Consider the following 13,501-nt stretch of genomic DNA (forward strand, 5'->3'; position numbering starts at 1 on the left):
GTATTAGGAATTATACGCCCTCGTTTTCGATCTTCAATTTCAGTAGAAAGACTGTATCGGTCTTAAGGTTCGCACGTGCCCAAGCCTTCTGGTCATCAGCAAGCAACTCACCGATTCCTTCGAGAATTTTCTTGTTGCTGAGTTTCTCCAAGGCCGTGACGCACTTTTCGAGTAGTTCCTTGAATGGCATCTTGGCCCGCTGTTCGACGATTGTCTTGTTGATCGGCCAGTTGTTATGCAGGAAGAACCAGACATCGAAAATGTCTCGGCTCGTTTTGCCAATCCGTTCATACATCGCCATGAGCTTATGCGCGAACATATCTTCCTTGATCATCACGAGCATCGAGACACCGAGATAGGTCTTGAGTTCAAACTTCGAGCCGAAAGACCGGCGATTGATTTCCACTTTGATGTTGTGCGCATGCTCCTGGTACGACAAGAGAAAGAAAATACTGAATCTCTTCCGCGTTGCCTGCTTTATCACTCCGTACTTCTTGAGAACCTTCTCGATGCGCTCGAAGACGATGTCCTCCTTCGAATCATTCAGCAAGTCGAAGTCGAGGTCGACCGAGAATCTGCTGAGGCCGTAGAACATGAACGCAGCGGTGCCTCCCTTGAAGCCCAGGAACGGTGCGATTGCTGAATCGGAGTACACGTCCTTGAGAAGCTGAAGCAAAACATTCTTGTGTACTGGCGTATTGAGAGTCATAAACGGTTACTTTCGGCTCTAAAGTGCTTATGCAAGGCATTCACTTGTTTTGCCATGCGCTTGTTGTCATACAGAGGCAAAAGCTCGAAGACCTTTTCCCAGTTAAGCGGAGTGAGGTTGTCGAAATGGTAGTCGGTGTTCACATAGAGCGTGTCAAGCATGGCCCTCTCCGGTGTTGCGATCGAGCGCTCACCAACATTGTCCACACCTACAGAATTAGACAGGATTACATCCTTTACCTTCCTGAATTGATAAGTCTGCCCGTCGCAGACGATCTCGCGGGTTAAGTAGGTCGCCACGAAGATGCGGTTGTAGAATTGGAATGTGACACCGGCTTTCGCAAGGACGGTTTCGAAGCTGACGTACGACGGCGTGAAAATGCGGCTCGCCAGCTCCAAACGGTCGTAGTCTCGGTCTTTAGCATAGAGACCTTGTCGAATTCTGTGCAGGTCACCCGCCTGGACGTAGTACTTGAGCCTTGCTCTTGCTGCATTGGTGCCCGGGTCGCCCCATAGCAAAGCGATGTCCTTAATCGAAAAGACGGTCTTTTTCGACCGGAGCAGAATTTTGATGTAATCGCCTCTTATCATATCTATGGACTATAAAGGGGTTCCAATCTCACTATCAGTTCATAGTATACACCCCATATATATTGCCTGTCAAGCGCAATTCTCGTGTGGCCAGAGCCTGACTCCCCCTAAACTACTCTCGCTGAGCGACCAGCCAGATCACCGCCGTGCCAATGCCGAGCCATAACAAACCATCGGTTTGCTCCTTTTTCTTGACCCGGCTGAAGACGTTTTGGTGAAGCCATGCAAGCGCCTTTCCTGGGTCCTCATAGTATGGCAAGTACTTCAGATCCTTGAGGAAACCTTGGAGCTTCGCACTACTGTCGAGTACCACAGGAAGAATTGGCTTGTCTGCACCTTTAGCAATTCCTATTTCCTGTGGCACCCATTCTGATGATTGAGAGTTCCTACTCCAAAGCAGAAGGAACAAATCACAGTTCTTGATCGCTCTTATGATCTCTGCACTGAGGCCCGAGCCCGGCAGCACCGAGTACTCGGCGAGAAAGACATGAGAGCCTGACTGCTCAAGCAGCACTTTAGTTTGGTTCGCCAGTGGGAGATCGCGAGTTGAGTAGCTGATGAAAGTTGAAAAGGCCATATGTTCTCCTATCCGACTCGCTTATTGCAGACTGGCTGGAGTTCAGTAATCAGTTCGCGTTCCCGGATACTTGGGTCACCACTTGTTACTTCGGCCACCCAGTGCGTCGGATTTTCACGGGTGATGCAGGGATTGTCACCGTTCAGGTGATCGAGTAATCTTTGGCGAATGTCCCCTTTGCCCACGTATACCCACACACCTTGTCGGAAAAGGCCATAGACGCCGATCTGGTTGGAGTTGAGGGCTTCGATATTCGCCCTTGCGAAAAGTCCGGGCTGTTGTTGTAGAAATGGCATTAGATACCTCACTTTGTTAGTAGATTGGTTTTGCAGACGGGTGGATTCCCACCCGCCTGCAGAAGTGTAGTGCGCTTAGGATGTGCACTTGCCTTCCTTTTCTTTCGATTTGCACTCGTTACAGAGTTCACCGCTGGTTGGCTTAGAGTAACTGGTATCCACGTCGGTTCCAGTCGGATAGTTCGAACAATTGCGACACCAATGCCAGGTGTCTCTTCCTTTTCTGCGTTTGTAGATCGCCATGACAGCAATCCCTTCATAACTAAAGGTTTCATCTTGTGGCCATTACTGGCCGTCATCAAACAGTAGTCTGTATTCTCAATATCAGTTTGCCTTCATAAGCGCTCCTTCCTCTGTCCACTCCAGTGTTCGTAATGTTAGCGGACGGTGCGAACATCGCGTGCAAAAAAAAGCTGACCACAACTGCAATCATCTACACGAGCTCCAACCCAATCTGAAACTCGTCAGGTATGTAGCCGAAGTCCTTGAGTCGATATATCGTGGCTTCAACGCTGACATCGAATACGTCGGCCAAGTCTCGAATGGCGGAGACTGCCCTTCCATTCTTTATCGCCGCCTCTAAATCGGATAGCCGATTCACTTCAAGTACTGCTGCTACTTGTACCTTCAAAATTTCCTTCGGCAAAAGCAATGCCGCCATACACCTATTTGCCTGATACTCCCACCATTCTCCGTTATAGTGACGACTACCGATCACCTCTTCCCGACAGAGGATCGTTGAATTTTGAACCTGCTCCTCAGGTTTGTCGAAGAGTGAGAGTGTTGCGACATCCCGGATGAAAAGGTCTCGATGACAACATATGTGTCCCGCTTCGTGTGCGAGCGTAGTCCGCAGTCGCCTACGGGAAACGATGTCCGCTTCGGCAGCTTCGGCGAGTTCGAGGCTGACCTCGACGACTGCTGAGCCGTCGGGGTAAAATTTAGTGCGTCCGAGAAGCCCTTCAGGCAAGTGGATAAAATCCGGCTCGACTTTAAGCGACTTGAGAAGGACGAGGTCAATGTCTACGCCACACCCCTCGCGAAAACAGTCGCCAGCTTGGCCGCGAAGGCAATCCATCATGACTTCGAATTCATTATCCTCGAAATAAACCTGTTTGCCCCAGGGGCTGCGTTTGCTCTTTGACAGTCTCACTCGCTAGCGTCCTTCTTCTTTGTTTCGTTATCCCGGAGACTCTTCCGCAATCTCTCCAATATCTCCTTTGGATCGCGTTTGGACGATCGAGCTTCTCTGAGCATTTGCCCCACTTCCGGATTTGCGCTTACCCATTCAGACAACTCCGGATCCAACCGAGCATCAAGGGACTTGAGGTGCTCATAGGATCCACCGACGTGGTGAAGCGCTTTGGCTATTCTGAGCAGGTATTCATCAGACGGCAATCTTCGCCCGTGTTCAATATCCGACAGGTGGGCGGCTGAGATATTGGTTCGCCTACCAAAGTCTCGTAGCGTAAATCCGGCCGCGCGCCGCAAATCTCTGATCTCTTCGCTTAGTTTCTTTCCCATTGGTTGCAATGTCCGCATACAGTGCGAACAAGTCAAGTGGTTTTTTCATGAAAAACTACTCCCCAAAGACAAAAAGAGGGCTTGAAAGTTGAATTTCAAACCCTCGGGTAGCAATGGAGAAAACCTCTCCGATTGCCGGTGGTGAAAAAGAGCGATGTTGTGATTGGCTTTGGGAATCAGCGGAGCAAGGCTCCGGCGCGGCGTTCAAGGCTGACGCGTTTATCGGCGTACGGGATTTCCCGCGCAACCGCCGTCATACCTTGGACAAGACCCCAGACGGTTGTCGGGTCATCCCCTTCCGCCAGACCTGTCTTCCACGCGGTGGCGAGTTCGCTGCGCGTGAAGGGCTCATCTTTGAACAGCGAGAGGATTTCCTCAAGGGTCGATCCGGTCCGTTGGTTCATAGCCCTATGGACGGTGTCCTTGATGTGATCGTCCAGAGCCCGGTTCTCCACGAACCGATTCAGCACCGGTACCGCCTCAGTGTAGAAGCGATGGAGTGCTCGGTTCCGGTGGACGATCTTCAGCTCTTCGACCTGTTCGGCTCCCCAAACCACTCCATTTCCACAGATGTGGTTGTAGAGGAACGTCGTTAAGCCGAAGGTGGCCGATCCCGTTTCGGAGTTCCAGCAGAAGAAGCCTTTGCTCAGACGGGCGTTGCCGATTTCGATGGGCTGTTCGTCGTTGATGAGAAAGACGAACATATCCCGATCCGAGGCATACAACCCTCGCGACTCGTTGGCTGGTGCTGGCGGCGGGCGCCAGGCGGTGCCGTCGATTGCGGATTGCAGTTCAGTCAAAACGTCGTAGTCCCAGATGCGACCGTAGCTCGAGCTGGTGAAGGCGGCAGCCACGTTGGCAATGGCGCTGTCATCAGATTCGGGATTCTTGCGCGTCAGGATATTGCACTCGTCGGATGACCTTGAGATACCGTATTCCAGGCACTGCGCGGTCACGTCTGCGGGTAAGGACCGGAGATATCCGGCCGGTGCTCCCACGCGCTGGCACAACTGGCTAAAGGCCCAGTTGGTCAAGATAGCATGTGGCAGGTGGCCGTTAAGGTTCAACGCTCCACCGTGGGAAGCGTAGATGCGCAGTGAGTGTAGATCGCGCCGATCTTCCACTGAGTCCCGCTTGCGCCTGCCGGTAAAGTCCAGCAGGGCGTCAATGGTCGGAAACCGCTCATCGGGTGATCGCGCCACCCACTGCTTGTGAGCGTCGTACAAATTCGTTGGCATAGTTTTCTCCTTTCTCTCGTGAAGCCAACTTGCGTTATGGTTTCAAGTCCGCCACTTGCGGCACGTCTCGAAGAATTCACAAGTCGGGCACTGCCACCCTTGGTTGGGGTAGAAGTGACCGTCTTGGATTGCCCGTGAGACACCTTTGGCGATGTGGAAGAAGCGGACCATGTCCTGCATGTCCCGCCCGACCTCGAACGACTGCATCCGGACGTTCTTCGACTTGATCAACACGTCAAGTCGCAGATTCGCCGGACGCTTGTACAGCACTTGGTAGGCGTACGCGTAGGCGGTCAGTTGCAGATGCTGCAGGATGGTGGTCTGGTCGTACGTCTTCGCTGCGGTCTTGAGTTCGACCACCATGTCTTCGGTCTCAATGAGATCGAAGTAGCCGTCCAAAGGGACATCGAGTTCCTCGCCGGTTTCCAAATCTACTAAGGGCACCCTGAATGGCAATTCAACCGATGCCGGTTTCCTGCCCGGATATTCCTTGAGGTAGACGGCTAAGAGCTCTCGGCCTTTGGCAATGAGCGATTCTTTGTCGTCGCCGTTCTTGAAGCGAATCTCATCCATGGCTTGCGCTTGGATATCCGCTTCGAAGATCCGGCTGACCTGTTCCCACTCTGGGTAGTTCCCCTGCTGCCGCTGCTTGTGCCACCACTCGACTGCCGAGTGCATGGCGCTCCCCATGGCAAGCTCCGCCGGTTTGAAGGCTTTGGGGAGCTTGTCGATGTAGTTGAAACGGTACTTGAGCGGACAAAGCAGGTACAGATTGATCTGTGAGACGGAAATGTTGTCCATCATGACACCGCCACACCGGACAACAATTCCTGGGCATTAGCCAGCAATTCCTCAATAAGGTCGGACGCTTCTTTCTTCGTGACCTCTTTGAGCGAACCCGCTCCAAACGTCTGCAAGAGATAATCGTGGGCGCTGTCTCCGGTGATACCGTGCTCGGCCAAGATACGAAACAGGTAGCGGCGCTGGTTCTCGGTCATCGGGTCATTGCCAGACCCAGTACCGTTTCCCGAACGCCCATTCTGGTTCGTTTCTTTCCGATCGTTCGACGGACCATTCCGGGAAGTCGCCCTCCCGTTGGACACCGGTTTGCCATGCGAGACCTCGTTGGGTTTGGGCTTTGTGTTGTCCACACCGTTGCCGTAGTCCAGCACAAGCTCCTCGATAGCGACCACGCCGATGTTCACCGCGTCGCGGAAGGCGCGGGCCTTCGCTCGGGTCGCGGCCATGCGGATGATGTGCGGAACGATCATCGAGTCGACGTTTGCGGGGTTGGCGTCGCCGTAGTCTCGAAACGTTCCCTTGTCGGTCACCACTTCTGCCATGCAAATCGCGGTCATTTCGTTACCCTTGGAAGGGGCTTGAATGAGCTCAGTTGAGACCTTTTTGAGGCCTTCCTGGTGCGCCCGATTAAGCAAGCCAGCGTAAGTGACAACTTCTTTTGTCTCCACGACCCGTCCGCGCTCGTCCTTCACCTCGATGGTTGTGACAAGATTTCCATTTCCCATGAAACTCTCCTTTCATTGTCATTGGTTTGATTTTCAATGGGCTGTTTTGGGCACTCTCACGAACCACTCGCGAGCCTGCCGTCGAGGGGAAGCGTAGACGACCCGCAGACGCATGCAATTGCCGAAGTAGGCAACTTTTTCACTCTGCCTGTGGAAGTTCGTTTCCGCTACGCTGGAGACTATGAGCAATGAAGCAATCACTATCCTTGGCCAGACCAACTACCGCAATGTGCGGCGGAAGTTTGGTATCAGGCCCGCTGATCGGCGGCGGCACACGTACATCGTGGGCAAGACCGGCATGGGAAAGTCTACGCTGCTCCTGAACTGCATCATTCAGGACATCCGGAATGGCAACGGCGTGGCAGTCCTAGACCCGCACGGCGATTTAGTAGAGCGAGTATTGGATTACATTCCGTCCAGACGTATTAACGAATCAATCTACTTTAATCCTGCAGATATTGACTACCCGATTGCCTTCAACCCGCTCTACCATACCGACCGATCACAGAAGCATCTCGTGGCCTCTGGGCTGGTGCAGGTCTTCAAGAAAATCTGGGCGGATTCGTGGGGACCCCGGCTGGAATATGTCTTACGAAACGCCATTCTCGCGTTACTCGACGGGACAGGACATTCACTTCTTGCCGTAACGCGAATGCTGGTGGATGACCGATTCCGCTCGCGAGTTGTCGCTGGAATAAAGGATCCGGTCGTGCGGCATTTCTGGGTGAAGGAATTCGAGGAGTACCCAAAAGTGTTCCGAACTGAGACTATCTCGCCGATTCAGAATAAGGTCGGGCAATTTCTTTCAAACCCGCTCGTTAGGAATATCGTTGGACAGACTAGAACTAAGTTTGACCTCTCGCGCGTCATCGACGATAGCGGGATACTGCTTCTGAATCTCTCGAAGGGTAGAATCGGGGAAGACAATTCATCACTCTTGGGTTCGCTCATGGTGACCCAGCTGTACCTGGCGGCACTAAAGCGGACCAAGGTATCGGAGAATCAACGCCGAGACTTCTACGTGTACATCGACGAGCTTCAGTCGTTCGTCACAGAGGACTTCCCCTCAATCCTCTCCGAAGCGAGGAAGTACCGGTTGAATATCGCCGGCATGGCAAATCAGTTCATTTCGCAACTGCCAGAGAACATGGCATCGGCGATTCTGGGTAATATCGGGACCTTGATTGCATTCACCGTAGGGTCGGAAGATGCTGAAATACTCGAACGCGAATTCCATCCGGAGTTCACTGCTGACCACCTGCAGGCTCTACCGAAATACAACATTTACCTAAAGCTGTCGATAGGCGGCTCTACGTCGACGCCTTTTTCGGCGGAGACCATTGAATCGCCGCTGCCGGAATCCGTGTCCCACAGGGACAAAGTCATCCGACAAGCTCGCCAGAGGTACTGCGTCGAGAAGCGGTCCATTGAAGGCAAAATCGCGAAGTGGCTGGCGGTATAGACGACGTGTAATTCAGAATTATTTTTTTGTTGAATTCGGCAGAGGCTCTAAGTACGTTTGCAGCCATGGTAGCGAGAAAAAGTCACAGGATTTCATTCGAGAGCGGCCTCATGACGATCAGAGGCCGTCGCTCTTTCTGTTATAATAGGGCCTCTGATTTTTTCGCGCTCCCAGCAAACGCTGCATCTGCAAGTCGTTGGGGGACAATATCTGCTGCCCCCGTAGCTCAGTCGGATAGAGCATCTGCCTTCTAAGCAGAGGGTAACAGGTTCGAATCCTGTCGGGGGTGTTTGTGGTACAGACCGGCCCGAGGTTTTAGACCGACTTTCGAGAATCAATGACGACATCTTGTTCTACTCCTTAACCGATGCAGCAGGATTCAGGACCGATTACGAGACGAGCGTTTGGACGGAAGTGAGGTCTGAACCGGGAGGGCTTGCTCGAATAGAAGCAAGGAACTCAGACAGTGGCTTCTGACGAGACTGAAGTTCCGAATTGCATCTGATTCGGGACTCCGAACCGCGATTGTGAGATGTCTAACTTGAACACTGCCGATCGCCAGCCGCTTCTTGACAAATATGTCGGATGCCTACTGGGCCAGTGCTTGGGAGACGCCCTCGGATTTCCGGTCGAGGGATTCTCATCGGATGCCTGCCTCGATTATCTCCACCGTCAAGTGAAACCGCAGTGGCTGGAAAAACACTTTGAGAAGACGCACCCATTTGGCCAGTACACCGATGATTCTCAGCTTGCGCGCGAGTTGCTCCTGAGTCTGATCAACTGCCGCGGTTTCGACGGAGATGACTATGCCGGTCGTCTTCGGCAGTTGTTTGAGTCGAACCAGGTAGTGGGCCGTGGGATCGCGTGCGACTCTGCTATTCGCCGCATCATTGCCGGCGTGCCCTGGCAGCAGGCCGGATGCCCGCCGCCGCGCGCCGGAAACGGCACGGCCATGCGGGTGGCGCCGATTGCGCTGATCTATGCCCGAGAGCACAATCTGCTGATTCGCTACGCCCGCGAGCAGGGATGGATCACTCACCGTGACCCGCGATGCGACGCCGGGTCGGTTGCCGTCGCTGTGGCAATTGCACAAGCGCTGGCGCAAGACACTACGCCCGCAGATTTTCTCCAGAGCATCTCGGATGCCATTACGCCGTTTGCTGAGGACTTTGGTCGTGCCGTGCTCGAATTGGCGCCGATGGTGCCGGAGCGCCCGGCCGTCGTTGCAGAGTGGGCTGCGACTGTGGGGCTGGAAGATGGATTTGAAACCGGCTGGCCAGGGATCTCCCCGTTTGTTGTCAGTACCGTTCTTTGGAGCCTTTATTGCTTCCTCCACAGCCCGAACGATTACTACACTTCAATCTGGCACGCCATCGCGGTCGGCGGCGACGTTGACACAACTGCTGCCATTACCGGTGCGATAAGCGGTGCCTACAACGGTGCCAGTTCTCTTCCCGCACACCTCTTAGCCGATCTCAATGACCGGGGAGAATGGCGTGCTGACAAGCTTAGAGCCCTCTGTGAACAGGCCGTGGAGCTTTCTGAGTCTTTCCGCTGACTCCCGCGAATCATCCGCAATTCCGCTGCTCTGCGTCTCCCCGCTGCACGCTTCTGGGTTTCGATACCTCCAGTGAGGCCTCAGTATCTCGTGCGCCCGCGCCGCTCGTCCCAAATTACTCGCGGCGAGAGGCTCGTTCCTGCTTACACCCTCAATCTACTCCGACTTCAGCGAAGCCATGTCAATCGTGAAGCGGTACTTCACGTCCGACTTGAGCATCCGCTCGTAGGCCTCGTTGACCTTTTGAATCGGAATCACTTCAACGTCGGCGGTGATATTGTGCGAGCCGCAGAATTCCAGCATCTCCTGGGTCTCGGCGATCCCGCCAATCAGCGATCCCGAAACGCTGCGGCGTCCGAATATGAGACCCATCGCTGCGAGTGGTGCGGGTGTGCTTGGCGCGCCAACCAGGGTGAGATTACCGTCTCTCCGCAGAAGGGCGATGTAGGCGTTGATGTCATGATCGGCGGAGACGGTATCGAGGATGAAATCGAAGCTGCCTGCATGCTTCTGCATCCCACCGGCGTTGCGCGAGAGAATTACTTCGTCGGCTCCAAGACGGAGTGCATCGTCCCTCTTGCTTTCCGAAGTTGTGAAGACCACGACGTGGGCACCGAAGGCGTGCGCCAGTTTCACGCCCATATGGCCCAATCCGCCCAGGCCGATGACACCGACCTTCTTTCCCTTCGTGACACCGGCATGACGCAGCGGCGAATAGGTCGTGATGCCCGCACACAGTAGCGGAGCGGCGCCGGCCGGATCGAGATTCCTGGGAACGCTCAGGACGAAACGCTCATCGACGACCACGCTTTCGGAGTAGCCGCCGTAGGTGACAGAACCTTGGATGTGCTTGTCGGGAGAATTGTAGGTCAAGATCATGTTGGGACAGAATTGCTCGAGCCCGTCCCGGCACTCCGGGCACGTTCCGTCGGAGTCGACCATGCATCCGACTGCGGCAAGGTCGCCGGGTTTGAATCTGGTTACAGCGGAACCGACCTTGGTCACGCGGCCCAGGATCTCATGGCCCGGGACAATCGGATAGGTAACGGGTACCGGAGCCCACTCGCTGCGAACCATGTGTAAGTCGGAATGACAGATTCCGCAGAAGAGGATCTCGATTTGAACATCCTTCTCCGTCGGCTCGCGCCGAGCTATGGTCGTGTGAGCGAGAGGAGAGGTTGCGCTGGCGGCTGAGTATGCTTTGGCTTTGTACATGATTAACTCCTCATTTGAGTTTCGCTTCAACTCTCGAGTATACACAACCAGTCCCGATCACGATACCGCCAAATTGAAAGACTCCGAAGGGCCAGTAACCCACCCGTAGCGCCTTTGCCCCGGCGCATTGCGTCAGTGAAGGAATCGCCTGCTGCGATGCAAAGTGCCGGAAACGCTCCGGGTGGGCTACCGGATCAACATTGTCGGGCTCGGCTCGCTTCCACTCCTCTCACCTCTCCCCGCCGGAGCGAGACGAGGTGGATGATCGTTCTTCGAACAATATCCCGCTTGCCGCGTACAACGAATAACAACATCGATCCATATTACCGAAAGGAGCCTCGATGCCTAACTCTGTCCGCTTCCACCGCGTCTTGAAAGCTGCTCCGGACCGCGTCTACCGCGCCTTCCTCGACCCCGACGCCATGGCCAAATGGTCGCCGCCGCATGGCTTCACCGGCAAGGTTCACCAGATCGACGCCCGGGTCGGCGGCACCTACAAGATGTCGTTCACCAATTTCTCCACCGGCAGAAGCCACTCCTTCGGCGGCACCTATCTCGAACTTGTGCCCAACGAACGGATCAGCTATTCCGACAAGTTTGATGATCCCGCCATGTCCGGGGAGATGCGGACAACAATCAAATTGCGGAAGGTCTTCTGCGGGACGGAGGTGGAAATCGAGCAATCCGGTCTGCCCGATGTCATCCCGCCGGAGGCTTGCTATCTCGGCTGGCAGGAATCGCTGACGCTGCTGACGCTTCTGGTCGAGGCCGAAATCCCCGATTCGATGTAGCGGCGGAGATTTCCGGTTCGATGCAGCGACGCATCGAATTTTCGCGTTCTGCGCTTGAGGAACCCTTTCGTCCCGCTCGCAGGTCAGGATCCCTGCGATCCTGACGCAATGTCAACTCCTCCCTCTCCTCCTGGGAAAGCGACCGGCGGTGAGGGTGTGCGTGCAATGCGCCGTCAGGAATCCTTTCCTGACGGCCCGTATTCGGTGGGTCAGACATTCCTGTCTGACACTTTCACAACGGATCACTCTCCGACAGACAAGAATGTCTAGCCTACCTTCGCTGCTGAACCGCCGACGATCTCCCCTCTCCTCCTGGGAGAGGGGCCGGGGGTGAGGGCCTTCGCACCGCCCCGAGTCTCCCGTATCCGGTGGGTCGGACATTCCTGTCTGACACTTCCTCAGCGGATTACTCTCCTTTTCGCGTCGAGTCTCCTCACTCGACCGACATTTTACATGAATGTGAAGCAGTAGCCCAGTCCTCGCTCCAACAATACTCCTGTGACGTGAATCCGCTGGTCACCCAGAAATTGAACTCGCCATTCCGTCAGCCTTCCACCATGCGGCGACCACTTATACATGACTACCGTCTCAGAATCCACGAATGACGGACTCCGAACCAGGCTTTCGTATTTCTCGAATTCCGCGAGTTTGTATCGTTCCTTATCGCTGTAGACGGCGAGCAGGCCACTTGCCATAAGCCTATTCAAGTCATGGCCGCATACGATTCGTCTAATACTATCATACTGCGCAACCGCTTCCCACAACGGCTTGCTCAGCATACCATTCGAATACTCCCAAATGTCGCAAGCGCTCTCGAGCACCAATGACGGGAATTCATAGCAGGCCGCGAGCCGTACCAGATCGTGACTCAATTGCAGTCGCGATACGGAATCGGCGGGAACGTGCAGCAGGTCCGACTCGAGGTAGGCGACGGACGTTTCATTGTCCGTAAAAAGCTCTTCGCGCGATCCGAGACTGTCAATTGCGAAAATGAGTGCAAACGACGGCCGTCCCTCCCTGCGAAACGAGACCAGGAAAAAGGCGGACTTCAAGAATGACGAGGAGAAGCGATCTACTATGAAAGCATCGCTCTCAAAACATAATGATGTTCGCTCGTCACCTTGATGCACTTCAAGCCAGTTGTGCAGTTGTTTACGAATCTCCGGCTCGCGATCACGATCTGATGTGTGGGATAACTCCGACCAGTACCCCATCCCATACTGGAACCGATCCGAGACGACTAACTGAGCAACCGAGTCGGGATAGAGGTGACCGGGATCCAATTCCTGACCGCGTGCATCTTCAGAATGTTCCAGGCACAAGAGTGCCGAGGCTGACAGCAAAAGAAGAACTGACGCCGTTTGCCGCAAACATCTCACGATGCGCATGCCTCCGTCTGGAACTCTAACCGTCCTCGCCATTGCCTCATTTCTTCTCCCGCGCCTCTCTCGTAGGTCAGGATCCCTGCGATCCTGACACAATGTCAACTCGCCCCCCTCTCCCCTTGGGAGAGGGGCCGGGGGTGAGGGCCTTCTGCCGAGTAATCTCAACCGGCTCGCCATTCTTCAATCCCTGAAGAACCCCGGCGGCCGAAACCTGAATCCCAACCTGTGTACGATCGTCCGAGTCTGGATCGTCTCCACGCCCGCCGCGCTGAACTTAATTCGCCACTCCCGCAATGCGCTCGTCACGGGACTCCAAGTGTGAATGAGGACTTCCGTGACACTTCTCTCCGGGTCTCGCCGCACCTCGTTGCGCAAACCCCGTAACAGGCAAAACGCCAGCGTGTCGACGAAGGCGTCTTCACCACTCGGTATGGAACCTATCGGCAACGGGCAATCAATGAACGGCTCACTCAGACGCTCGGCAAGACTCGGATTGTTCGCGGCCAGCATCAACAGGTTCTGATCAGTCATTAGTTGTGTGTAGTGCTGAATATCGTCAACGCTGGTCAAGAACAGAGTCGGGTACTCCCAGCCGGTCAACATGATCGTCTCTCGTGCCAACCCGAAGTA

General features: G+C 54.6%; 15 protein-coding genes and 1 tRNA gene. 4 read left to right on the forward strand and 12 right to left on the reverse strand.

Annotated elements, in window-relative coordinates; translation table 11 throughout:
• Nucleotides 1–10: 10 nt before the first annotated feature.
• The 9 genes from IT585_04715 to IT585_04755 all read right to left on the reverse strand — a co-directional run bounded on the left by IT585_04715 (nucleotide 11) and on the right by IT585_04755 (nucleotide 6,460).
• Nucleotides 11–676, reverse strand: coding sequence for a nucleotidyl transferase AbiEii/AbiGii toxin family protein (locus IT585_04715; protein MCC6962535.1), 666 nt, complete (start codon nucleotides 674–676; stop codon nucleotides 11–13).
• A 29-nt stretch (nucleotides 677–705) separates the two neighbouring features.
• Nucleotides 706–1,299, reverse strand: a complete 594-nt coding sequence (locus IT585_04720; GenBank protein MCC6962536.1) for a type IV toxin-antitoxin system AbiEi family antitoxin domain-containing protein — start codon at nucleotides 1,297–1,299, stop codon at nucleotides 706–708.
• A gap of 112 nt (nucleotides 1,300–1,411) precedes the next feature.
• Nucleotides 1,412–1,876, reverse strand: coding sequence for a toll/interleukin-1 receptor domain-containing protein (locus IT585_04725; protein ID MCC6962537.1), 465 nt, complete (start codon nucleotides 1,874–1,876; stop codon nucleotides 1,412–1,414).
• Nucleotides 1,877–1,884: 8 nt separating this feature from the next.
• Complete coding sequence (locus IT585_04730; protein ID MCC6962538.1) at nucleotides 1,885–2,172, reverse strand: GIY-YIG nuclease family protein; 288 nt, start codon at nucleotides 2,170–2,172, stop codon at nucleotides 1,885–1,887.
• A 433-nt stretch (nucleotides 2,173–2,605) separates the two neighbouring features.
• Nucleotides 2,606–3,325, reverse strand: coding sequence for an ImmA/IrrE family metallo-endopeptidase (locus tag IT585_04735; protein MCC6962539.1), 720 nt, complete (start codon nucleotides 3,323–3,325; stop codon nucleotides 2,606–2,608).
• On the reverse strand, nucleotides 3,322–3,696 hold the full coding sequence (locus IT585_04740; GenBank protein ID MCC6962540.1) for a helix-turn-helix domain-containing protein: 375 nt from the start codon (nucleotides 3,694–3,696) through the stop codon (nucleotides 3,322–3,324). Before IT585_04740 ends, IT585_04735 begins: the two co-directional genes overlap by 4 nt.
• Nucleotides 3,697–3,872: 176 nt before the next feature.
• Nucleotides 3,873–4,934 (reverse strand): DUF932 domain-containing protein, encoded by a 1,062-nt coding sequence (locus tag IT585_04745; protein ID MCC6962541.1) that lies wholly within the window; start codon nucleotides 4,932–4,934, stop codon nucleotides 3,873–3,875.
• A 42-nt stretch (nucleotides 4,935–4,976) separates the two neighbouring features.
• On the reverse strand, nucleotides 4,977–5,738 hold the full coding sequence (locus tag IT585_04750) for a PD-(D/E)XK nuclease family protein (protein MCC6962542.1): 762 nt from the start codon (nucleotides 5,736–5,738) through the stop codon (nucleotides 4,977–4,979).
• Complete coding sequence (locus IT585_04755; protein ID MCC6962543.1) at nucleotides 5,735–6,460, reverse strand: hypothetical protein; 726 nt, start codon at nucleotides 6,458–6,460, stop codon at nucleotides 5,735–5,737. The genes IT585_04750 and IT585_04755 overlap by 4 nt, the downstream gene beginning before the upstream one ends.
• 181 nt (nucleotides 6,461–6,641) lie before the next feature.
• Between IT585_04755 and IT585_04760 the strand changes: the two genes are divergently transcribed.
• The 3 genes from IT585_04760 to IT585_04770 all read left to right on the forward strand — a co-directional run bounded on the left by IT585_04760 (nucleotide 6,642) and on the right by IT585_04770 (nucleotide 9,480).
• A complete protein-coding gene (locus IT585_04760) occupies nucleotides 6,642–7,922 on the forward strand; it encodes a type IV secretion system DNA-binding domain-containing protein (protein MCC6962544.1) in 1,281 nt (426 codons plus the stop codon).
• Between the two features lie 215 nt (nucleotides 7,923–8,137).
• Nucleotides 8,138–8,211 (forward strand) — tRNA-Arg (locus tag IT585_04765).
• A gap of 243 nt (nucleotides 8,212–8,454) precedes the next feature.
• On the forward strand, nucleotides 8,455–9,480 hold the full coding sequence (locus IT585_04770; GenBank protein MCC6962545.1) for an ADP-ribosylglycohydrolase family protein: 1,026 nt from the start codon (nucleotides 8,455–8,457) through the stop codon (nucleotides 9,478–9,480).
• Between the two features lie 156 nt (nucleotides 9,481–9,636).
• On the opposite strand, the gene IT585_04775 is transcribed toward IT585_04770, so the two are convergent.
• Nucleotides 9,637–10,695 carry an NAD(P)-dependent alcohol dehydrogenase gene (locus IT585_04775; GenBank protein ID MCC6962546.1) on the reverse strand — a complete coding sequence of 353 codons (1,059 nt, stop codon included), beginning with the start codon at nucleotides 10,693–10,695 and terminating at the stop codon, nucleotides 9,637–9,639.
• A 341-nt stretch (nucleotides 10,696–11,036) separates the two neighbouring features.
• Between IT585_04775 and IT585_04780 the strand changes: the two genes are divergently transcribed.
• Nucleotides 11,037–11,486, forward strand: coding sequence for an SRPBCC family protein (locus tag IT585_04780; GenBank protein MCC6962547.1), 450 nt, complete (start codon nucleotides 11,037–11,039; stop codon nucleotides 11,484–11,486).
• 449 nt (nucleotides 11,487–11,935) lie between these two features.
• On the opposite strand, the gene IT585_04785 is transcribed toward IT585_04780, so the two are convergent.
• On the reverse strand, nucleotides 11,936–12,874 hold the full coding sequence (locus tag IT585_04785) for a hypothetical protein (GenBank protein ID MCC6962548.1): 939 nt from the start codon (nucleotides 12,872–12,874) through the stop codon (nucleotides 11,936–11,938).
• Nucleotides 12,875–13,051: 177 nt separating this feature from the next.
• Nucleotides 13,052–13,474, reverse strand: a complete 423-nt coding sequence (locus IT585_04790) for a hypothetical protein (protein ID MCC6962549.1) — start codon at nucleotides 13,472–13,474, stop codon at nucleotides 13,052–13,054.
• Between the last annotated feature and the right edge of the window lie 27 nt (nucleotides 13,475–13,501).

It is taken from the genome of Candidatus Zixiibacteriota bacterium, from assembly GCA_020853795.1.
Classification (GTDB): domain Bacteria; phylum Zixibacteria; class MSB-5A5; order CAIYYT01; family CAIYYT01; genus JADJGC01.